The organism is Paenibacillus sp. 79R4 (assembly GCF_013393165.1).
Lineage (GTDB): Bacteria > Bacillota > Bacilli > Paenibacillales > Paenibacillaceae > Fontibacillus.
Map to the genome: position 1 here is coordinate 268345 of NZ_QJOT01000004.1, position 20618 is coordinate 288962.

Annotated in this window: 23 protein-coding genes; 2 read left to right on the plus strand and 21 right to left on the minus strand. The window is 48.6% G+C overall.

Annotated elements, in window-relative coordinates:
- Positions 1 to 8: 8 nt before the first annotated feature.
- The 11 genes from spoIIIAE to DMN77_RS07280 form a co-directional block, all read right to left on the minus strand.
- On the minus strand, positions 9 to 1199 hold the full coding sequence (spoIIIAE, locus tag DMN77_RS07230) for a stage III sporulation protein AE (protein WP_068781848.1): 1191 nt from the start codon (positions 1197 to 1199) through the stop codon (positions 9 to 11).
- Positions 1200 to 1216: 17 nt separating this feature from the next.
- Entirely contained in the window at positions 1217 to 1606 is a 390-nt protein-coding gene (gene spoIIIAD, locus DMN77_RS07235; RefSeq protein WP_068781849.1) for a stage III sporulation protein AD, read from the minus strand.
- 10 nt (positions 1607 to 1616) lie between these two features.
- Positions 1617 to 1820, minus strand: a complete 204-nt coding sequence (gene spoIIIAC / locus DMN77_RS07240; RefSeq protein ID WP_036621734.1) for a stage III sporulation protein AC — start codon at positions 1818 to 1820, stop codon at positions 1617 to 1619.
- 57 nt (positions 1821 to 1877) lie between these two features.
- On the minus strand, positions 1878 to 2396 hold the full coding sequence (gene spoIIIAB / locus DMN77_RS07245; protein ID WP_068781850.1) for a stage III sporulation protein SpoIIIAB: 519 nt from the start codon (positions 2394 to 2396) through the stop codon (positions 1878 to 1880).
- The gene (gene spoIIIAA, locus DMN77_RS07250; protein WP_179014179.1) at positions 2389 to 3387 is read right to left on the minus strand and encodes a stage III sporulation protein AA; all 999 of its coding nucleotides are present in this window, start codon (positions 3385 to 3387) and stop codon (positions 2389 to 2391) included. The genes spoIIIAB and spoIIIAA overlap by 8 nt, the downstream gene beginning before the upstream one ends.
- Positions 3388 to 3524: 137 nt before the next feature.
- Complete coding sequence (locus DMN77_RS07255; RefSeq protein WP_068781852.1) at positions 3525 to 3791, minus strand: YqhV family protein; 267 nt, start codon at positions 3789 to 3791, stop codon at positions 3525 to 3527.
- A gap of 162 nt (positions 3792 to 3953) precedes the next feature.
- Positions 3954 to 5207 carry an aspartate kinase gene (locus DMN77_RS07260; RefSeq protein WP_179014181.1) on the minus strand — a complete coding sequence of 418 codons (1254 nt, stop codon included), beginning with the start codon at positions 5205 to 5207 and terminating at the stop codon, positions 3954 to 3956.
- 260 nt (positions 5208 to 5467) lie between these two features.
- Positions 5468 to 6025, minus strand: coding sequence for an elongation factor P (gene efp / locus DMN77_RS07265; RefSeq protein ID WP_068781854.1), 558 nt, complete (start codon positions 6023 to 6025; stop codon positions 5468 to 5470).
- A 35-nt stretch (positions 6026 to 6060) separates the two neighbouring features.
- Positions 6061 to 7134 carry a M24 family metallopeptidase gene (locus DMN77_RS07270; RefSeq protein WP_068781855.1) on the minus strand — a complete coding sequence of 358 codons (1074 nt, stop codon included), beginning with the start codon at positions 7132 to 7134 and terminating at the stop codon, positions 6061 to 6063.
- Between the two features lie 57 nt (positions 7135 to 7191).
- Positions 7192 to 7629 (minus strand): type II 3-dehydroquinate dehydratase, encoded by a 438-nt coding sequence (gene aroQ, locus DMN77_RS07275; protein ID WP_068781856.1) that lies wholly within the window; start codon positions 7627 to 7629, stop codon positions 7192 to 7194.
- 127 nt (positions 7630 to 7756) lie between these two features.
- Positions 7757 to 8299: a YqhR family membrane protein gene (locus tag DMN77_RS07280; RefSeq protein ID WP_068781857.1), complete on the minus strand. Its 543-nt coding sequence runs from the start codon at positions 8297 to 8299 to the stop codon at positions 7757 to 7759.
- Between the two features lie 260 nt (positions 8300 to 8559).
- Between DMN77_RS07280 and DMN77_RS07285 the strand changes: the two genes are divergently transcribed.
- Together DMN77_RS07285 and DMN77_RS07290 are read left to right on the plus strand one after the other, a co-directional pair.
- Positions 8560 to 9561, plus strand: coding sequence for a DUF1385 domain-containing protein (locus DMN77_RS07285; protein ID WP_179014182.1), 1002 nt, complete (start codon positions 8560 to 8562; stop codon positions 9559 to 9561).
- Positions 9562 to 9568: 7 nt separating this feature from the next.
- Complete coding sequence (locus DMN77_RS07290; RefSeq protein ID WP_179014184.1) at positions 9569 to 9895, plus strand: hypothetical protein; 327 nt, start codon at positions 9569 to 9571, stop codon at positions 9893 to 9895.
- A 216-nt stretch (positions 9896 to 10111) separates the two neighbouring features.
- Here the strand turns inward: DMN77_RS07290 and DMN77_RS07295 are convergent, their stop codons facing one another.
- The 10 genes from DMN77_RS07295 to DMN77_RS07340 all read right to left on the minus strand — a co-directional run bounded on the left by DMN77_RS07295 (position 10112) and on the right by DMN77_RS07340 (position 20602).
- A complete protein-coding gene (locus DMN77_RS07295; RefSeq protein WP_179014185.1) occupies positions 10112 to 11089 on the minus strand; it encodes a patatin-like phospholipase family protein in 978 nt (325 codons plus the stop codon).
- A gap of 96 nt (positions 11090 to 11185) precedes the next feature.
- Positions 11186 to 12811: a family 10 glycosylhydrolase gene (locus DMN77_RS07300; RefSeq protein ID WP_179014187.1), complete on the minus strand. Its 1626-nt coding sequence runs from the start codon at positions 12809 to 12811 to the stop codon at positions 11186 to 11188.
- A gap of 144 nt (positions 12812 to 12955) precedes the next feature.
- Positions 12956 to 13381 carry a transcriptional regulator MntR gene (gene mntR / locus DMN77_RS07305; RefSeq protein WP_068781862.1) on the minus strand — a complete coding sequence of 142 codons (426 nt, stop codon included), beginning with the start codon at positions 13379 to 13381 and terminating at the stop codon, positions 12956 to 12958.
- Positions 13382 to 13666: 285 nt separating this feature from the next.
- Complete coding sequence (locus DMN77_RS07310) at positions 13667 to 14380, minus strand: cytochrome c biogenesis CcdA family protein (protein ID WP_179014189.1); 714 nt, start codon at positions 14378 to 14380, stop codon at positions 13667 to 13669.
- 94 nt (positions 14381 to 14474) lie between these two features.
- Entirely contained in the window at positions 14475 to 15278 is an 804-nt protein-coding gene (locus DMN77_RS07315; protein WP_068781864.1) for a metal ABC transporter permease, read from the minus strand.
- A 71-nt stretch (positions 15279 to 15349) separates the two neighbouring features.
- Complete coding sequence (locus DMN77_RS07320; protein WP_179014190.1) at positions 15350 to 16108, minus strand: metal ABC transporter ATP-binding protein; 759 nt, start codon at positions 16106 to 16108, stop codon at positions 15350 to 15352.
- A 50-nt stretch (positions 16109 to 16158) separates the two neighbouring features.
- On the minus strand, positions 16159 to 17160 hold the full coding sequence (locus tag DMN77_RS07325) for a metal ABC transporter substrate-binding protein (protein WP_068781865.1): 1002 nt from the start codon (positions 17158 to 17160) through the stop codon (positions 16159 to 16161).
- Between the two features lie 318 nt (positions 17161 to 17478).
- A complete protein-coding gene (gene metG, locus DMN77_RS07330; RefSeq protein WP_179014192.1) occupies positions 17479 to 19485 on the minus strand; it encodes a methionine--tRNA ligase in 2007 nt (668 codons plus the stop codon).
- A 381-nt stretch (positions 19486 to 19866) separates the two neighbouring features.
- Complete coding sequence (gene yidD / locus DMN77_RS07335; protein WP_179014194.1) at positions 19867 to 20130, minus strand: membrane protein insertion efficiency factor YidD; 264 nt, start codon at positions 20128 to 20130, stop codon at positions 19867 to 19869.
- A gap of 1 nt (position 20131) precedes the next feature.
- Positions 20132 to 20602, minus strand: a complete 471-nt coding sequence (locus tag DMN77_RS07340; protein ID WP_068781868.1) for a Fur family transcriptional regulator — start codon at positions 20600 to 20602, stop codon at positions 20132 to 20134.
- Positions 20603 to 20618: the final 16 nt, after the last annotated feature.

Here is a 20618-nt window from a genome sequence, read left to right on the forward strand (position 1 = left end):
TCAGTTCCTCATCTCATCATCACCGTCACATTTCCCGCAGTCAGCATAATTGTGATCGCCAGGAAGAACATCAGTCCCACTGCGGCCAAGGCCGCGAATACGTATATCATGCTCTTGCCGATCGTATCGAGACAAGTCACAATCGGCGCATCTCCAAGCGGCTGCATCACCGCTGCAGATAGATTGAAGATTAATGCGAGAACCAATATTTTAATGGCTGGAAAGGCACATAAGAATAACAGGATGATTACCCCAACCAGACCGATTGAATTTTTGACAAGCAGCGAAGCTGAGATCACGGTGTCGGTGGCATCAGCGAACACCTTCCCAACGACCGGAACGAAGTTTCCGGTTAAGTACTTCGCCGTCCGCAGCGTTACGCCATCGACGACGGAGCCCGCGATCCCTTTGATCGATATGACGCCAAGGAATACGGTTAGCAGGATGCCCAGCAAGCTCATGCTGATCGTTCGCAGCAAATTGCCAAGTTGGGTCAGCTTATACTTGTCTGATAAAGTGCTGACGATATGCAAAACCGCCGAGAAGAACAATAATGGAAATACCACGGTATGAACCAACGTGCCTACGGTATGAACCATAAATACAACAAGCGGATGAGTCACCGACACGGTTGCCACATTTCCCATGGAAGCAAGTAAGGTGAAGAGCAGCGGGACCATCGCCATCATAAAGTCAATCATCCCGGTAATCGCCTCCGTGGCGTAATTAATCGCTACATGGAAGCTATTGATCGCCAGCACCAGGATGACCATGAAGCAGATCGAGTACGCGACCTTGCTCACTTGCTTTCGCTCAAATGCGGATTGCAGCGTCTCCAGTATCATGCTGAAGATCGACAGAAGTACGATGGTGACCAGGATATGTCCGTTGTACAGCACTTCATGCCACATATATCGCATCAGACCTAGGAAGCCTGTCTTTAAGGAAAATCCCTGATCTTCCTGGACCAACATGTCCATAAAAGAGGGAACCTTCTGATCGGGAAAAAAACCGCCATACTCCTTCATCAGCTTCTGCCAATAAGATTCCACTTCATCCGTCGGCAATTGTTCGGCCTGTCGTTCAATCCAGCTGTTGTCTGGCCCTTCTGCCATGACTCGGATCGGCCACAGGATTAAAAAGCCCAGGACGAGCAGGATCAGCGTCCTATGTGCAAAGCTCAATTGTATTGATCTCATCTCAGGTCCCACCTTAGCTATGTCGGCAGCAGCTTGATGACGGTCTCGATGATGATGCTGATAATCGGAATGGCCAGGACCATAATCATGACTTTGCCCGCCAATTCAATCTTTGAAGCAATCCCCTCCTGGCCGGCATCCCTGACAATCTGTGCTCCAAACTCAGCGATGTAGGCGATGCCTATAATCTTGAGAATCGTCTTCAGATAGATCATTTGCACACCAGAGGAGGCTGCCAGTTCCTCTAATACATCGATGATTCCGCCAATCTTGCCAATCAGATACAAGAAGATATATATACCCGTGCTTGCTCCGATCAGGAAGGCAAACATCGGTTTTTGTTCTTTTATAACGAGGATCAGCACTGTTGCTAATAACCCGATTCCTACAATCTGAATCATTTCCACAGCCGCTCACCTACTGGAACAAGAAGATCGATTTGATCTCCTGGAACAAATTGTCTAGCAGGCGGATGACCATGAACAGCACGACAACAAATCCGATCAACGTCACCCAATGGGCCATGTCTTCTTTCCCCATCTGCTTCAGTACCGTATGGATCATGGCGATAATGATTCCGATGCCTGCAATTTGAAAGATTGCGTTCACTTCTATGTTCATTGATATGGCACCTCACAATTAGTTTCACCGGTGACAATTGGACAAGGAGACTTGATCTCAATACATCACAATGACGATAAATGCCCCGAACAGCAGTCCCAAGCTTCTGAACATCTTCTCGTAGCGGCTCTGCTCTTCACGCGCCTCATGCTCCTCGCTTTCCAACTGACGGACCGCTGTGGCGATATGTCCAAGCTGGTCCTTACGATCGCTTGTCCCGAGCGTATAACTGAACTGCCTCATAATCTCCTGCTCTGCCGTCTTCATGGCTGTCGACTTCCAGCCTGCATCGATCGCGAGCTGCAGCGCTTCCTGCGCTGTACTGTTATCCGGCGGCTTCATATTCTGCGCCGCCCTGAGGAAGACGGCTCCGACGGCTCCACCGCTCTGCTCGCCAATTCTGATAAGTGCTTCCGGCAGCGGCGTGAAACCATACATGATCTCGGTCTCCAACCGTTTAAGCGCGAGAATTAGGCGCCTGATCTGCTGTGGACGGTTGGCGTATTGCCTTGCCTGCACCCATCCGGCCAGCGTTGTAGCGGCTATGACAAGTACAGCTCCCAGCATCTTAAGCATCCGCTTCCCTGCCTTTCATTCCCGGATTATAGAGCGGAACCCCTCTTCGCTTGCCATCCCAGAGCCGAAATGACAAGCCTTGATCGCTGCGCCTCAAGACCACATACATTTGGAAGAAACCTGATTGAAGCAGCCTGGAGAGCGCTGGTCGAGAGTTCAGGTCATCCATGCCCGACCCGTGCGCGGTAGCTATCACGCGAACTCCTGCGTGCAGCGCCTCCGCCAAAGCCTCAGCATCCTCCGGCCTGCCGATTTCATCAACCACCATCACCTCTGGCGACATGGAGCGTATCATCATCATCATTCCTTCCGCCTTCGGACATCCGTCCATCACATCGGTACGTGGTCCCACATCATAACTTGGAACACCGTTCATGCTGCCGGCAATCTCCGATCGCTCATCGACGATCGCCACCTTTAATCCCGGCCACCTCGCCTCCGGATGGCCCCAGGTTCCGCTGCTAATTTGTCTGGCAAGATCGCGGATCAAAGTTGTCTTCCCGTGCTGGGGTGGCGACAGAATCAGAGTATGGAGCACGCTGTTCTGCTTGAAATCCAGCAGCTGAGGTAATACCGGATCGGCAGCTCCGCACACCTCACGGGCAATCCGGATGTTAAATCCGCTAATATCGCGGATATACTCCACCTTGCCGCCGCTAAGCACTGTCCTCCCTGCAAGTCCGATTCGATGACCGCCTGCAATCGTGATAAATCCACGCCGCAGTTCCTCTTCCATCGTATACATCGAGTGGTTGGTAATTAGATCGAGCAGGTGCTTGCTATCCTGCTTGTCTGTTCTGAATGCAGCGCCGGCATCCCGGGTCATTCCACCTTCCGCCGTAAGGAAGTAGAATCGCCCCCCCGTGTTGACTTCCAGCGGGCGCCCCTCGCGAATGCGAATCTCCTCCAATTTTGCAAAGATCGAGGGAGGCAGCTTAAGCAGCAGATGTCGGAGTTTGTCGGGAAATACCATCAACCAATTCGGGTTCATTCTCGTACCCCCAAAGCCTGCTCTTCTTTTTTAAACATGCGCTTTTAGTATTTTCTCTAGAACTAGCTTTGCTTCTAGTGAAGAATATTCATATCTCATGTGTATGCTTGTACTCGATGATTATGACGGGGAATCTATCATTTTTTTAAAATACCGATTAAGAGACAACCAACACCTATAGCAATCCATAGCATTTTGCCCCATGACAGCTTATCCGCCATTCCTGCGAGCCCAATGGAAGTCGTTACAATCAGCACGGTTGGCCCAACAAGAGCCAGGGCCGAGTTGACGGCCAGCGCCTTATCAACGCGCCCTAGCCTTAGCATAAGCAAAGCTGCCATAATTTCGATCGTTCCTGATAGAATCCGGATCAACGACATACTGGTTACAAATTTATCAAGCATATGAACCTCCTCTCGTCCCATCGCACTCTCTTATCCATATGCCCAAATATCTTCTTTTATTAGAGGTTGTTCAAAAAGAAAGAAGCCGTATAACCGATCACTCGGTCATACGACTTCTACTTCATTTCTCGTCTTATTATATTGAATCGCTTCTATCAGAGCCTAGCGGCGATCTTGCGGACCTCCGACGAATACCTGACTCTCCGTATCCAAGCCGTAAGCGGTATGAAGGGCCTTAATCACTTCATTCAGCTTCGTGCCTTCGATCACACAGGATACCTTGATCTCCGAGGTGCTGACCATCTTGATGTTCACACCCTGCTGCGAGATGACTTCGAACATTTCAGCAGCAACACCCGGGTGGCTAACCATACCGGCTCCTACGATTGAAATTTTGACCAGCCCGTCTTCCGAAGTAACGTCATCGTAAGGAATTTCCGATCGAATCGTACTTAGTACTTTCAGGGCATTCTCACGGTCATCCAGGCCAACTGTAAAGGAGAAATCGGCTTTGCCGTCTTCTACGCCGCTCTGTACGATAATATCTACGTTAATCTTCGCATCGGCCAGAGAGCCAAATACCTTAGCAAGCACTCCTGGAACATGGGAGACTCCCAAAATACTGATTCTTGCTACATTTTTATCATAAGCAATTCCGCTCACCACTACACCTTGTTCCATTGTAGCTTCCTCCTTCACGACTGTGCCTTCATTATGATTAAAGCTCGAACGAACGACGAGACGAACCTGGAACTGCTTGGCGTATTCAACAGCGCGCGGATGCAATACGGCTGCGCCTAGATTGGCCAGCTCCAGCATCTCGTCATACGAGATTTCTTTTAACTTGCGAGCATTTTTTACGATTCTCGGATCTGTCGAATAAATTCCATCCACATCCGTATATATTTCACAATAATCTGCAGCTGTCGCTGCAGCCAGCGCCACTGCCGTAGTGTCGGAACCGCCGCGTCCAAAGGTCGTAATCTCTCCCTCTTCGGTCATCCCTTGGAAACCGGCAACGATGACAATATTGCCCTCGTTCAGAGCCCGCTGCACACGTTCAGGTCGAATATCCGTAATACGCGCTCTGCCATGCTCCGCTTCTGTGCGGAATCCGGCTTGCCACCCCGTAAAGGATACCGCCTTACGGCCCAGCTCATGGATCGCGATCGACAACAAAGCGATCGATATTTGTTCCCCTGTCGTCAGCAGCATATCCATCTCACGTTGTGGCGGATTATCGCTAAGCATATTCGCTTGATCAATCAAATCATCGGTTGTATCTCCCATAGCCGATACGACAACCATCACCTGATGGCCTTCGTCCTGCTTCTCAATAATCCGCCGGGCGACACGTTTCATGCGCTCAGCATCTCCTACCGAGCTGCCCCCGAACTTCATAACATATACTGCCAAACTAACTCCCTCCCTGATATCCAACACTCTTTTGCTTCGTTGTCTCATTACATTTTAGTTTCTATTGCTTCAGTAATGCTTTAAAACAGTATAATACGGAAAACCCGAATGAAGTCAATGCTTTTTGTAGAGATATTTAAGAATTTCCTATTCAAAGGTTGCATTTACATCCGTATATGCACAAAAAACTCTCCACCTAATAATAGATGGAGAGATAAATTATCGTTCCACAGCATTTCGCCGTTCTTGACGCCAGAAAACTACGCGCGGGAAATATATTTGCCTTCGCGAGTATCGATGAGCAGTACGTCGTCTTCATTGATGAACAAAGGCACTTGAACGTTCAGGCCAGTCTCAACCTTCGCATTCTTGGTTGCGCCGGTCGCCGTATTTCCTTTGATGCCAGGCTCCGTCTCAACGACTTTCAGCTCGACGCTGTTCGGCAGGTTAATCCCAAGAATCTCACCTTGATAGCTGACAATCTTCACGTTCATATTCTCTTTCAGGAAGTTGAGTTCCCATTTCAATTGCTCTTCAGACAAACTGAATTGATCGTAAGTCTCGTTATCCATAAATACATGATCTTGACCGCTAGCATACAAATATTGCACATCGCGGTTTTCGATCAAAGCTCGTCCAATCGTCTCACCGGCACGGAATGTTTTTTCCACGGTGTTTCCGTTGCGGAGGTTTTTCAATTTAGAGCGAACGAATGCTGCGCCCTTACCAGGTTTAACGTGCTGGAAATCAAGCACCGTATAAATATCGCCGTCAACCTCGACGGTCAAGCCTGTTTTAAAATCGTTAACTGAAATCACTAAAAGAACCTCCTCAAATAGCTTAAAGAATTAATCTACGAAATAATCGTAAAGTCTTTGCTCGATTCCGTCAAACGACGGTTGCCCTTCTCCGTCATGACGACGTCATCTTCAATCCGTACTCCGCCGAATCCCGGAATATATATTCCCGGTTCAACCGTCACAACCATACCTGGCTGCAGAACGGTATCGCTTCTCATGGACAGGTTAGGGGCTTCGTGAACCTCCATCCCAAGTCCATGCCCTGTACTGTGCCCGAATTGTTCACCATAGCCATAGCGAGTGATGATATCGCGGGCAAGAGCGTCCGCTTCGCGTCCGGTCATACCGGGACGCAGATGCTCAAGCGTATGCAGCTGAGCTTCAAGAACAATGTCATATATTTCACGTTGTTTGGCATCCGGCGTACCCACCATCACCGTGCGGGTAATATCCGAGCAATATCCACCCAGCAGCGCCCCGAAATCCAAAGTAACCAGATCTCCACTCTCAATAACCTTGCCGCTGGCAACGCCATGAGGTAGAGACGACCGCACTCCGGAGGCAACGATCGTATCAAATGAGCTTGAAGTCGCTCCATTCTTGCGCATGAACATTTCCATCTCAAGCGCCATGTCCTGCTCGGTAACCCCTGGCTTGATTACATCCAGCATATGCAGGAAGGTGCGATCAGCCAAATCGGCTGCCTGCTTCATAATCGCCAGTTCACCTTCATCTTTGAACGTCCGCAAACCTTCAACCAATCCCTTGACAGGAACCAGCTCGCAAGGCGCAAGTCCGCTCTCATAGCTGCGGTAGGTCGAGAAGACAACATTGTCCTCCTCGAATCCAAGCCGGTTGATCCGCTCTGTCGCAAGCAGTTCCTTGACCGTATCCGTAACGACCGGGGCATGCTTCACGATTTCGAACCCTTTGGCCTGCTCTGCGGCCTGCGTAGTGTAGCGGAAATCCGTCAGCAAGTAAGCCTTCTGCTGCGTAACCAGGACATAACCAGAAGTTCCGGTAAAGCCCGTCAAATAGCGGCGGTTCACATCACCGGTAACTAAAACGGCTTCCACTTGATGGCTGGCCATCGCTTCGCGGAGCCGAGTAACACGTGTGCTCACCATAATTAACTCTCCTTAATATCAGCTTTCTCTTGCAAATCCATGCGCATCCTGCATTCATTACTTGCTCAGATGACGTTTCAATGCCAACAGGCCCATCTCATATCCGAACGATCCAAAGCCGGAAATCTGTCCAATGGCTATCGGCGCAATGACAGAATGATGGCGAAAGGCTTCACGTGCATGAATGTTGGATAAATGCACTTCAACCACCGGAAGCTTCACCGTAGTCAGCGCATCATGCAGCGCGTAACTGTAGTGGGTAAGCGCCCCCGGGTTAATCAAAATGCCGTCGCATGACCCGTAAGCCGCATGAATCTTATCGATGAGTTCACCCTCATGATTCGATTGAAAGAACGTGAGGGACAACCCCTCGGTTTCTGCCAGCTTACTCAGCTTGACCTCGATATCGCTTAAACTTTCGGAGCCGTAGATTCCAGGCTCACGAACACCAAGCATATTCAGGTTAGGCCCGTTCAGCACCAGGATGTTATACATCGCTGATCACCCTTCCTTTGATATAACCAGTAACGATACCGTTCAAAAAGAGATTATCCGTACTTTTCGAACATGAACCAAAAGTAATTTTAACATAGGAAGGAGTCAATTGAGAAGCTTTTTGTCCCTAATGCTGGGGATTCTCCGTAGGCTTCTTAAGAGGATTCTTGCGCGACTTATCCATCACTTCCTCCGGCTCACGCTTTCTCTCATCCGTGTATTCATGCGCTGCAGAATATCCTACAAAGAGCCCCCATAGCAAATAGAGACAAAATTCACTAATGATCGTATTCATAGACAGCTTGCGGAGCGGATCCATTAAATGCAAGGCCGGGCCGGCCAGAACAAACAGAATTACCCACCAGACAATACCATAGAGAATGCCCGGCAGCGGACCGCTAAACTTGCGGAAAAGAAGCACGTAGATCAGAGTGGCCAGAAGCGAAAAGACGATAAAAGCCCCCCAGCCGACATAATATCCAGGTTGGCTTTTCAAGAATTGGCTTTTGAAAAAAGGCTCCACCATAAATCCGGGAACGACCGTCGTTAAGCGCATAAAATAAAAAACTCCCTTGATTCCCCCCCAGATTAGCCCACCAAACAAACCGATCTCTAATGTAAACATCCAAATATTCGTCCCATTTTTAGGGTTATGACCTTGCGGGTCCATACAGCATCTTCCCTTCTCTTAACAAGGTAATTCAAAAGGTCCCGCTTTTGATTACCGTGCTGGAAATCGACCTTTTTGAACACTTATTCCTAGTTTATGGATTAGTATGCGCAATTTAAAAGGCACTAATCTAAACAAACTAGAATTTGACCGCGAATTTCGATACAATGGAATCATTCCAGTTAGACCTATACTTTTTCGTCCGCCGGAATCGAGAGAATCACTAAATATCAATTAATACTTTAGGGAAGGTGAAATATTTGCCTGAGGAATCAAAACCCGCGATTTACGGCGGTCAAGCCGTCATTGAAGGAGTTATGTTCGGCGGTAAACACGTTAACGTCACGGCAGTACGCCGTAAGGATGGAGAAATCACATTTCTCGAAGTCCCCAAACAAGATAAGAACTGGGTGAAGCGGCTGCGTAGAATCCCGCTCATTCGCGGACTGGTCAGTATTATCGATTCCAGTGCCAAAGGCTCTAAACACCTGAATTATTCGGCAGAGGCAATGGCTGACGACGAGCTGGAACCAGAAGAACGCGCCAAGCAGAAGGAGAAAGAGGAGTCCGGATGGTCAATGGGAATGATTTTTGGCGTTGCTGTCGCCGGAGTACTTTCCTTTATCGTCGGGAAGATAATCTTTACGCTTGTCCCTGCGATTGTCGAGCAATTTCTGTTCCAGCACGCATTTGATAATCAGGCCCTGCATACGCTGGTTGAAGGAGCTATCAAGATCGTCCTTCTGCTCGCCTATTTATGGATCATGTCCCAGACCCCTGTGATCAAGAGGTTATTTCAATATCACGGGGCTGAACATAAAGTCATTAGCGCCTATGAGGCGGGTGAAGAGCTGATCCCAGAAAAAGTACAGAAATACAGCCGCCTGCATTATCGCTGTGGCAGCAGCTTCATTATTTTGACGGTTATTATTGGAGTGGTTATTTACTCCTTGCCTATCTTTAGTTGGGATACACTATGGGAGCGGGTTTATATCCGTCTTCTCCTGTTGCCTGTAGTTATCGGCGTATCCTTTGAAATGCTGCGGATTACGAACGCGATGAGAGATATCCCCATCCTTCGTTATCTCGGTTATCCCGGATTATGGCTGCAGCTGTTAACGACCAAGGAACCGAATCTGGAGCAGCTTGAAGTATCGATCGCTTCCTTTAACCGGATGCGCGAACTGGATGCGCAGGTTGAACAAGAGGGAGCCCTCCAGCCAGCACCGAATCACCCGGCTCTGGATCCCGTGAAAGGATGATGTAGATATGAAGAAACAGGCCATCATATTTTGGGCACTGATCGCACTCGCAGCTTTTGGTATTGTAGATGGACTGTTTGGCAGAGGATCAATAAATTGGACCGGAATTTTAATCCCGGCCCTGGTCGTAGGAATCGTATTCCTGCTCTATAAGTATCCTCCGCGTAAGTATAGAAAACAGAATCCCAAAGTAAAGCCTTCCGCCCGGACGATGTCCAAATTAGCGGCAGAACGCCGCTCGACCTCAACCGGACAGAAGCGCAAAGCTTATCCTTTTCAAGTGATCGATGGTCAAAAGGGCAAAAACGATGACGACTTGCCGAGGTACCATTAAGGATGTATTAACTTTAATATAATTTTAGCAAGTTCGATTTTCAGCACCGTGAAGGTTGGATGGAACTAGGGACTGAGGAGCGGAGCGTACGTAGTTGGTACGTGAGCAACTGAGATGTTGCCGTAAGGGAACATGACTTCGTAAGCCTCTGCTTCGGACCGGTTGAATTCAAGATTCGATGTCGAGACTGCTTCTTGATTTATTTCGTGATCAAAATCAATCTTTATAAATTTCATTAGCCTGCTGATACTTTTTGAATTGCGCCTCATAATATTGGTCATTCCAATCTTTGAAGAAGCGCTCTCCGGATCTGAGTCCGGATTCATAAAGCAGCAGGCTTTCTTCTTGAGTAATATCGAATTGGGTAGTGCCAATGCCGAGGGTAGGGATTTTGATGGTCCGGTAACGATTGGTCTGCTCGATATACCGCTCATCATGAGCAGACAGCATCGTAGCTACCATAGCCTCCAGCATGGAGAACGGGCCGCGGATGAGATGGGGCTGATTGCTGTTCTTGCCAACCATCTGAAAGCCAACCGTCGGAATCCGCTTCTCCCCCCTCCTGAGAGTCTCGCGGTCGAACAGCCATAGTGGGAAATTGCTCAGCAGACCGCCATCAACGATATGCAGGAATTGCTCCGCAAACTTCTTGCCCTTCGCTGCCTTGGGAGGCAGCCTTAGCAGGACCGGGTCGAAGAAATAGGGAATACTGCAGCTCATCCTCACGGCGCGCGCTACTTCAAACCCTTCCGCCTTAATGCCGAGCTTCTCCAGATCATCCGGCAGAACCAGAATCCTACCGCTGGTAATATCCGAAGCGATAATTCTCAGCCGTCCCTTCTCCAGATCACCAAAGGTTCGCACTCCCTTTTTAAGCAATATTTGTCTGATCCATTGCTCCAGGGCTTCACCTGAGTATAGGCCCTTTTTCAATAGCACTCTCATTGCTGGTCCGATCAGCGCAATATTAAAAATGGGCGCCCGTTTCAAAAATTTGCTGAACGACGTCGTCATAATAATATCCTTCATCTCTTCGGCATCATAACCTGCCGCAATCAAGGAAGCTACAATAGAGCCCGCCGAAGTTCCTGCAACTTTATGGAATTTCCCGCCATGGAGCTCTGCTGCCCGGACCGCCCCTGCAAGCGAGATGCCCCTGACGCCTCCTCCTTCAAATACACCGTTTATCAGCATATAAAAAAGCCCCCATCCCATACACAAGTCTAATGCTTATGTATGATGATAGGGGCTGTTTCTATGACTACTGCTTTTAATCGGGAAATTAAAAACTTATAAATTATAATAATATGATTGCAAAAGAGGTATAAGTCCTAATGGATTCTTTCTCAGCTCCTTGGCGCTGAAGAAGATGCTGCCGCTAACTTCAGGTACGCTGCGGTTATAGGTCAGCTGATTGATAATTTCCTGGGCGCTGTTCCAGCCTGCTTCAGAGGTTCCCAGCTTGTAAGGCGCGTGGCCGATATACAGCTTGACGCGGCTGCCTGCGACCTCCTTCGCCCACCAATCCACCAGCGTGTCATACTTGGCGACACTGAAGCTCATACTCCAATAGATTTGCGGGGCTACATAATCAACCCAGCCATTCTGGATCCAGGCTCTTACATCCGCATACGTACTATCATAAGCGGTGATGCCGGCCTTCGTATCTGAACCTGTCGGGTCTGTACTCTTGTTGCGCCAGACTCCAAAAGGACTGATGCCAAAGGATACACCGGGCTTCACCTGATGAATACTTCTGCCCAAATCGTTCACGAAATCGTTGATATTGTCGCGCCGCCAGTCTCCCTTGTTGTTCAACTGCTTGGAATTGTACTGTTTATAAGTGCTGTCATCCTCAAAATAGCTCGTCTTTGTCTCCCCTGTCGGGTAGAAGTAATCATCCAGATGAACACCGTCAATATCGTAACGGTTCACGACTTCCATGATCGTATCCATTACATGTTGGCGAGCATCCGGTATCCCTGGATTGATATACAACTTATTAGCAAACTTGACGATCCATTCCGGGTGAGCGTTAGCCACATGGTTGTCTGCCAGCTTGGCCGTATTGGTATCCACACTAGCCCGGAACGGGTTGAACCAGGCGTGGAATTCCATCCCGCGGCGATGAGTCTCCTCAATCATGAACTGTAGCGGATCATAACCAGGATCTTGGCCTGAGACGCCTGTCAGATAAGTGCTCCACGGCACAAGATCCGATGGGTAGAAGGCATCTCCGGATGGCCGCACCTGAACGAATACGGCATTGATCCCCATTCCTTGCAGATCATCAAGCAGCTTCACATAATCCTGCTTCTGCGATTCTGCCTTCCCGTTAGAAGTACTGCTTGGCCAATCCAGATTATACACCGTGGAGACCCATGCGCCGCGAAGCTCATTACTGACCTGAGGCGGATTCACAGGCGGCTGCGGGTTCTGTCCTTCCTCTCCGGGCAGCTGAGGATCTCCATCCCGGGAAGTTAGCGATACCGTCTTGAGGGACTGACTCCAGACTACATCGAGTCCAAGCTGCTCACTGACGAAGCGAATCGGTACCATGGTGCGGCCCTGGATGTTCTCAACCGATACGTCGAGCGTAACCGAGCGTCCGTTCACCTCGGCAACACGCTGACCAGTGATTAGCACCAGCTTGTTGCCATTCTTCTGAATGGTCGCCGTCTTTGTTGCCTGTGACCAAAGCACGCTAGCTCCCAGGCCTTCGCTAATGATGCGAAGCGGAACCATAGTGACATTCTCTTTAGGCTTTAAATAAGGCGCAGTATCGCTTGGGAGCAGCTCCCCATTTAGATAGATTTGGATCGGGCTGGCGGATGCTGCTTCCGTCCGTACCGGCCCGGCAAAAGGCCAGGCGATCAATAGAATAAGCAGCGGAATAAACCATGTTCGAAATTTCATCTGTTACCTCCGATTGATATGATAGTCGTTTGCGAATAACCGCTCTTAATTCTAACGCTTATCATATGATCGGAGTTGCGGTCAGACGAAAAAATGGTACTAAAGAAACAAAAGACATCTGCCTAAATGAGACAGATGCTAAAGTTATGATTCGCCCAGAAGCTCCTGATGAACTTCACGCAATTCTCGGATATTGGACTCATCCCGTTTGAAATATTCTACGAGTGAAGCGATGCAGGTGATCGAGTCCCAGCTTAAATGATGCTCGATTCCTTCAACATCCTTATAGATGTTGCTATCATCAACGCCAATCAATTCGAGGAATTCTTCAAGCAGTTGGTGACGATCAACAAGACGCTTTCCTACCTTTTTGCCCTTATTCGTCAAGACCAGACCACGGTATTTCTCATAAATTAAATATTCGTCTTTATCCAGTTTCTGTATCATCTTCGTTACGGATGAAGGATGTACCTCCAAACCTTCCGCGATATCGGAAACCCGTGCATATCCTTTCTCATCAATGAGCTTATAGATACGCTCCAAATAATCCTCCATGCTCGGCGTTGGCATCTGACTACCTCTTTTCCATGAGTTCACACAAGCAGAATATATCTGCCCGTTACTCTGTTAATGATACATGTTATGCTTGTCTATTGGCAAGTCCGGACCTCTTAAGAGGCAGTTCATAAACGCTTTCACAGCCGCGTTTCTCGAAAAGATACGCTTCATCCGTAGGCCCTGGCTCTGTCCAACTGCAGCGGTTTGCAGAAACACACATTGGAAGTATCCGCCTCGCTGCTGAAAACCGTGCTTTTTAAACTCGCATTTATTCGTTTGTTTCATAGCTTTGGATAACTAGAATTTGAGCCATTCCGGTGTAATAGACTGCAGCCAGATGGTAATTTGCGTCATTTTATTCGTAAACAGAAGCACGCCCATCAATAGCATGAGAGCGCCGCCAACCTTCATTACGACCGCAGAATAACGTACTATCCAACGCGTCTGTCCAATGAAGAAGGCTAATATAAAGAACGGGAGAGCAAACCCCAGTGTATAAGCCGTGATCATACCTAACCAGGCACCCGGTTCACTAACAGCCATCGCGATGATCGCTGCTAGAATAGGGCCAACGCAAGGGGACCAGCCCGCTGAGAAACCGATACCAAATATGAAAGAACCTATGTATCCCGCCTTGTTTAGCTTCAAATTCATTTTGCGCTCTTTTAATAGAAATTGCGGTTGAAAGATCCCTAACAAGAACAAGCCCATCGCCATAATTAGCAAGGCGGAGAGCTGGCGAATCAGATCGCGATATTGATTAAAGAACTCGCCGAACAACCCAGCCCCAAAGCCAAGGGTATAAAACACAACTGAAAAACCGAGGATGAAGGCCAGTGTATGCGTTAATGTCCGGAAGCGGACTTCTCTGCGATTCTGTTCCGTCTTCAAGGTCTGTACCGACATGCCTGTAATATAGGACAAGTAAGACGGGTACAGCGGCAAGCAGCAAGGAGATATGAAAGAGGCTACTCCTGCCGCAAAGGCGACTCCTAAATGAATATCGGTCATAACAGCCTCCCTATTCCATTTTCTTGATTCCTGGTGTCTTACCGTATTTCTCTATCATGATCTCTCAACTTGCTATACCCCGAACACCCCTAACTTAGGCGGATAAGCCGCGCTTACCCATAATCGTCAGGATGAGCATAGCAATCAGGAACAATACAATCGTTGCACCCGGGGCCAGATTCCAGACTCCCGCGATGACAAGGCCAACGACGACGGCAATCTCGGAGATAACCACTGAGAACACAACCGATTGTTTGAAGCTCCTGGCAATCAGCAGGCTCGTCGCAGCCGGAATCGTAAGCAAAGCGGAGACAAGCAATGCTCCAACAATCTTAATCGCAGTACTAATTACAAGGGCAGTAAGCACAGTCAGCAGCATATTCAAGACCTTGACAGGCAATCCGCTGACAGATGCTGCATCCTCTTCAAATGTTAACAGGAAGTATTCTTTAAATAGAAGGAATATAGTGATAATGACGATCAGCGTAACCGCACCAACAACATATAGATCAACTTGATCAAGCGTATAGATGCTGCCGAATAAATAACTGTTAACATCTGTATTGTAACCCATTCCAAGGGTAAAGAACAATGAGGCTAGCGCTACCCCCCCGGACATGATAATGGCAATGGACAGTTCCGCATACCCCTTATAGGCTTTACGCAGCTTTTCAATTGCAAATGATGCTACAACGGCGAAGAGAAGACCAACTCCGATCGGATACACCTCAATCAGGAATCCAAGCGCAACGCCCGCTATCGTCACATGGGCAAGGGTATCACCGATCATGGACAATCTTCGCAAGACAAGAAAAATGCCGATCAGGGGGGCGGTAAGACCGATCAGCAGCCCGCCTGTCAGCGCTCTTAGAAAGAAATCCGCAGTTAATATTTCCAAGTAAATCCATCTCCTCATTTACGTATCATACAACAGCAGCCTCAAATGATTAGGATTATTCGTTAAATCACTTATAATAAGGAATGCTGCAAATCAGGTATCGCACATTCAAGATCATGGGAATGACGGACGTAAAGTCCGATAGCTCCGCAGTGAGCCCGCGGTTCAACGCCCATGTACCCATGAATAAAATCAAGATCATGAGATACCATGAGAAAAGTCATTTGGTGATGCGCATGCAAATGGCAAATCAATTCAAAGAAATCAGCTTGCGTCTGGGCATCGATGCCGACCGTCGGCTCATCCAGGACGAGCAGATCGGGATGATTAATCATCGCTCTGGCCAAAAAGACGCGCTGCTGCTGCCCGCCGGACAGTTGTCCAATCCGTTTATTTGCAAGATCGCTAATCTTCATGACTTCCAGCGCATCATCACATTTCTTCTGCTCCGCCGCCCCGATGCGACGGAACAATTTCTTGTTGCTATATAGACCCGATAACACCACCTCGCGCACCGTTGCCGGGAACAATGGGTTAAAAGAGTTCTTCTGCGGCACGTAACCGACCCGCTCCCAATCCCGGAATTGGCGAATCGGCTGACCGAACAGCTTGATCTCGCCCGAATTGGGCTGGAGAAGCCCCACCATCATGCGCATCAAGGTTGTCTTGCCCGCGCCATTCGCGCCGATTAGGCCCACAAAATCCCGTTCTTTGACAACAAAGCTGAAATCGGAAATGACCTTCTGATTTTGATAAGCAAATGAGATATGATCGAGTTCAATGACATTATCATGACAATATTCTTGTGGCATTGATATTTCTGGTTTCATAGACAATTTCCTTTCTGGCTTCCTGCTCTGTACGAACCATCTGACTCTCCTTATTGTAGAGCGAGCAGCAGATTTTGCAAGTTCTTCTCCATCAAGGTAAAATAATTCTCCCCGTTCTTCTCTTGCTCCTTCGTCAGTCCTTCCACCGGATTGAGCACCAATGTCTTAACTCCGGCCTCGTTAGCCAATGTCTTCGCCAATCTGTCGGATACCAGTTCTTCGAAGAAAATATATTGGATTCCTTCCTCCTGCACCGTCTTCGACAAAGCTACGATATCCTGCGCTCTAGGCTCAGCATCAGGTGATAATCCCATAATGGCATGTTGTGTCAAGCCATAATCACGGCAGAGGTAACCGAAAGCTTGGTGGGATACGACGATTTCTTTCTTGTTCGTGCCTGCGAGCTTAGTGGAGAACTTCGCATCGAGATCATCCAATTTTTTGGCAAGCTCCGCATATCTGCTCTCATAATCCGCTTGGTGATCCGGATCGACTTCGATGAAGCTATTTTTAATATTCTCTGCGATAATTTTAGCCGATTTCGGACTGACCCAAGTATGAGGATCGATATGATGGCTGCTCTCCGCTTCTGCTTCGCTTCCTTCATCGTGTTCTTCGTGCTCCACCGCTTCTTCTCCATGGTGATGTCCATCATCACCTTCAGCGGTAATTAAGGATACGCCCTGGCTAACCTCCACCGGCTTCACGACTGCATCGCTGCCAAGCCCCTTCAGAAAGTTAGGTACCCAGCCTTCCAGACCAGCACCATGATATAGGAATAGCTGCGCCTTTGATGTGTTCAGAATCTCTTTACTTCGTGGTGTCCAGTCATGCGGCTCGACCCCGGTCGGCAGCAAATTAGTCACATTCGCTTCAGCTCCGCCAATCTCCTTGGCAAATTCATAGATAGGATAGAAGCTTGTAACTACATTTACCTTGCCTGGAACGATTTCAGCATTGCTCTTTTTGCCGCAGCCCGACAAGATAACGATAAATATCAACATGAGCAGGATTAATCCTGCAGTCCCTAACTTACGTCTTGTTAAAACCATGAATTCACAACCTCCGCACTTAATCGTAATGATTACAATTAGGATTATATGTGCAAATTTAAAGTCTTGTCAACTATATTGTGTATAATAATAAACCCCGTGGAAACAAAGAGCAGCCAAAACTATGCCAGTCTTGACTGCTTCTGCCCCTTTGAATCTATGAGCCGCTAGACGCTCTATCCCGCTCTATATCAGTATTTGTTGACAAGATGTACCCGTTTTATTCGAAGGCCTGATCTGGAGCCGGCTCCAGATCTTATCTTCCCAGAAAAAACCGCCAGAGGCGTTAAGCCCCGGCGGTATTATTATGACTTGCTATTACTTCACGACAGCACCGTTAGCCATCGAATTAGGTACGGTTGCCAGCGTCAACTGATCCCCTTGCGATGCGGCAAGAATCATGCCCTGCGACAGCTCACCACGCAGTTTCACCGGCTTCAGGTTCGTCACACAAATCACCTTGCGCCCTACAAGCTCCTCCGGTTTGTAAAACTTCGCAATTCCCGATACAACCTGACGCTGCTCGAAGCCAAGATCAAGCTGCAGCTTCAGAAGCTTATCCGCTTTTGGCACCGGCTCGCAGGCAAGCACCTCAGCTACCCTCAGCTCCACCTTAGCGAAATCATCAATGCCGATCTCTTCCTTCAATTCCGGCTGTTCCACGGCCGGTGTGTGGGCAGCAGGTGCAGCTTCCGCCGCCGCAGGCACACCTCCCGTCATCGAGTTATCAATAAACTCGATCTCCTTCTCCACTTCAAGACGTGGGAAGATCGGCTCGCCCTTGCCTATTTTTGTGCCTGCCGGAATCAAGCCAAAGCTCTTGGCGCTGTCCCAAGCTGTCAATTCGCCTGGAGTGATGCCTAATTGCTCCCAGATTTTCGCCGGAGCCTTCGTCAGGAAAGGCTGCAGCAGAATCGAAATGATCCGCAGCGATTCCACCAGATTCACCATGACAGAAGCAAGCTCATCGCGCTTGGCTTCATCCTTGGCAAGCGCCCAAGGTTGTGTCTCATCGATATACTTGTTCGTCCGGCTAATAAATGCGCTGATTGCGGTCAAAGCAACGGAGAATTCCAGATTTTCCATCACTTCCTCTACCTTCTCTACCGTACGCACCGCCATGTCGGCCAGATCCGCATCATATGCCGTTACATTCGGACGATAGGCAGGTACGCTGCCTTCAAAATATTTGCCTACCATCGCCACGGTACGATTCAGCAAATTGCCCAGATCGTTAGCCAGATCAGAGTTTACCCGCTGTACGAAGCTCTCCGGGGTGAACGAGCCATCGGCGCCAAACGGCACCTCACGCAGCAAATAGTAACGTGTAGCATCGAGGCCATAACGATCGATCAGCACGTTCGGATCAACGACATTGCCTTTCGACTTGGACATTTTGCCGCCTTTCATCAGCAGCCAGCCATGTCCGAATACCTTTTTCGGCAGCGGCAGATCAAGCGCCATCAGCATGATCGGCCAATAAATAGTATGGAAACGAACGATCTCCTTGCCCACCAGATGCACATCGGCAGGCCAATAACGGTTGAACATCTCTTCGTTATCACTGCCATAACCCAGCGCAGTAATATAATTGGTCAGCGCATCGATCCACACATAGACGACATGCTTCGGATCGCCCTTGACTTTAACGCCCCAATCAAAAGTAGTGCGGGACACAGCCAAGTCCTCAAGACCGGGCTTGATAAAATTGTTGATCATTTCGTTTTTACGGGATTCGGGTTGAATGAATTCAGGATTTTCCTCGTAATACTTCAGCAGGCGGTCAACATAATTGCTCATCCGGAAGAAATAACATTCCTCCTTCACCAGCTCTACGGGGTGGCCACTCTCCGGGCTTTTGCCGCCGATAACTTCCCCCTTTTCATTCTTGATGACATCCACCAATTGCGACTCTGTATAGTAAGTCTCATCGGGAATGCTGTACCAGCCTTCGTATTCGCCCTTATAAATGTCGCCCTTCTTCAACAGACGATCAAAAATTTCGGCAACAACCTCTTTATGGCGTGGTTCAGTCGTACGGATGTAGTCATCATTAGAAATGTCAAGCTTCTTCCACAGCTCTTTAATGCCTACAACAATATCATCGACGAACTGTTGTGGTGTTTTCCCGCTCTCCTGAGCTTTTTGCTCGATTTTTTGCCCATGTTCATCCGATCCTGTCAAATAGCGAACATCATAGCCGCGCAACCGTTTGTAGCGTGCTATAGCATCGCCGGCTACGGTCGTATAAGCATGGCCGATATGCAGCTTAGCACTCGGATAATAAATCGGTGTCGTGATATAGAAGGTTTTCTTGTCAGACATACTGTCATCTCCTTAAAAAAAATAAAAAAACTCCCGCCCCACCATGGGACGAGAGATCTCTCACGTGTTACCACCCAAATTCCCCGCGCCTTTACAGACGAACGGGCTCAGTTGGTCGCTGTCGCAACCATCCATTAACGCCGGATTCGCGCTGCTCCCTTACCGGTCTAGTTAAACCCGGCTCGAAAGCAATTCCTCCAGGACCATATTCCAAAGCTGTTCCAGACCGGTTCTCAGCTTCCCCGGTTCTCTGCTGCTGGACGCAACGCTCTGTACTCATCCCTTCACTGGACATTTATAAAGGTAATAGTTCAATAAGTTTATACTCATTGAATCTATACATATAGCATTATATTAAGAAAAGACATCTCTGCTGTCAAGTTATACCCGCCCTGCCTTATCTTTATACTTGACATGGGTCTTCTTGGGCGGTACCAGATCCACGCCCCCTGGATGAAATGGATGGCATTTCACGATCCGCCTAGCAGCCAGCCAGGAGCCTTTCAAGGGCCCATGCACTTCGATCGCTTCCAGCGCATACGCCGAGCAGGTTGGATAGAAGCGGCAGGTTGGAGGCTTCAGCGGCGAAATAAATTTACGGTATACATGGATCGGCGCCTGAAAAGCCTTGCGAACGATGCCCATATTATGCGCCTCCGCCCGGTTCCTTACCCTGATTGTAAGCCGGGTCTTGACCCTTGTCAGGGCGGCAATTCTTGCAATAACCAAACACTTCAAATTTATGCTTCACGATCTGGAACTCCTCAGGAGCATCCGTCATTGGCATCGGGCAGAAATGAATGGGGTACGTCTTCTCGCACTGCAAGCAGATCATATGGTGATGATGATGCCCTTCCTTGCTGCAGCCGACTCTGAATTTCAGTCCATCCTCAAATACAACTTGCTCAAGCACGCCGAGCTCTTCCATAACCCTGAGATTTCTGTATACGGTATCGAAGCTAAGCCCGCTGTATTGTTTGCCCATATACTCGTATACATCTTTTGGCGTCAAATAACCTTCCCGTTCTGCGAACAGTTTGGCCAAGCTTTTGCGCTGGTCGGTGATTCGCAAACCCTGGGCAGACATCACACCGATGATATCCTCTGTCGACAGCATGTGACATTCCTCCCGT

Bases quoted from the DNA above. Each gene is read 5' to 3' on its own strand.
- DMN77_RS07300 (WP_179014187.1), bottom strand. From the start codon at position 12,811: ATGAAATTTCGAACATGGTTTATTCCGCTGCTTATTCTATTGATCGCC.
- DMN77_RS07290 (WP_179014184.1), top strand. From the start codon at position 9,569: ATGAAGAAACAGGCCATCATATTTTGGGCACTGATCGCACTCGCAGCT.
- DMN77_RS07340 (WP_068781868.1), bottom strand. From the start codon at position 20,602: ATGCTGTCGACAGAGGATATCATCGGTGTGATGTCTGCCCAGGGTTTG.
- spoIIIAC (WP_036621734.1), bottom strand. From the start codon at position 1,820: ATGAACATAGAAGTGAACGCAATCTTTCAAATTGCAGGCATCGGAATC.
- aroQ (WP_068781856.1), bottom strand. From the start codon at position 7,629: ATGTATAACATCCTGGTGCTGAACGGGCCTAACCTGAATATGCTTGGT.
- DMN77_RS07295 (WP_179014185.1), bottom strand. From the start codon at position 11,089: ATGCTGATAAACGGTGTATTTGAAGGAGGAGGCGTCAGGGGCATCTCG.
- spoIIIAE (WP_068781848.1), bottom strand. From the start codon at position 1,199: ATGAGATCAATACAATTGAGCTTTGCACATAGGACGCTGATCCTGCTC.
- mntR (WP_068781862.1), bottom strand. From the start codon at position 13,381: ATGCCAACGCCGAGCATGGAGGATTATTTGGAGCGTATCTATAAGCTC.
- spoIIIAA (WP_179014179.1), bottom strand. From the start codon at position 3,387: ATGAACCCGAATTGGTTGATGGTATTTCCCGACAAACTCCGACATCTG.
- yidD (WP_179014194.1), bottom strand. From the start codon at position 20,130: ATGGGCATCGTTCGCAAGGCTTTTCAGGCGCCGATCCATGTATACCGT.
- DMN77_RS07320 (WP_179014190.1), bottom strand. From the start codon at position 16,108: ATGAAACCAGAAATATCAATGCCACAAGAATATTGTCATGATAATGTC.
- DMN77_RS07270 (WP_068781855.1), bottom strand. From the start codon at position 7,134: ATGGTGAGCACACGTGTTACTCGGCTCCGCGAAGCGATGGCCAGCCAT.
- metG (WP_179014192.1), bottom strand. From the start codon at position 19,485: ATGTCTGACAAGAAAACCTTCTATATCACGACACCGATTTATTATCCG.
- DMN77_RS07280 (WP_068781857.1), bottom strand. From the start codon at position 8,299: ATGGACCCGCAAGGTCATAACCCTAAAAATGGGACGAATATTTGGATG.
- spoIIIAB (WP_068781850.1), bottom strand. From the start codon at position 2,396: ATGCTTAAGATGCTGGGAGCTGTACTTGTCATAGCCGCTACAACGCTG.
- DMN77_RS07255 (WP_068781852.1), bottom strand. From the start codon at position 3,791: ATGCTTGATAAATTTGTAACCAGTATGTCGTTGATCCGGATTCTATCA.
- DMN77_RS07325 (WP_068781865.1), bottom strand. From the start codon at position 17,160: ATGGTTTTAACAAGACGTAAGTTAGGGACTGCAGGATTAATCCTGCTC.
- DMN77_RS07310 (WP_179014189.1), bottom strand. From the start codon at position 14,380: ATGACCGATATTCATTTAGGAGTCGCCTTTGCGGCAGGAGTAGCCTCT.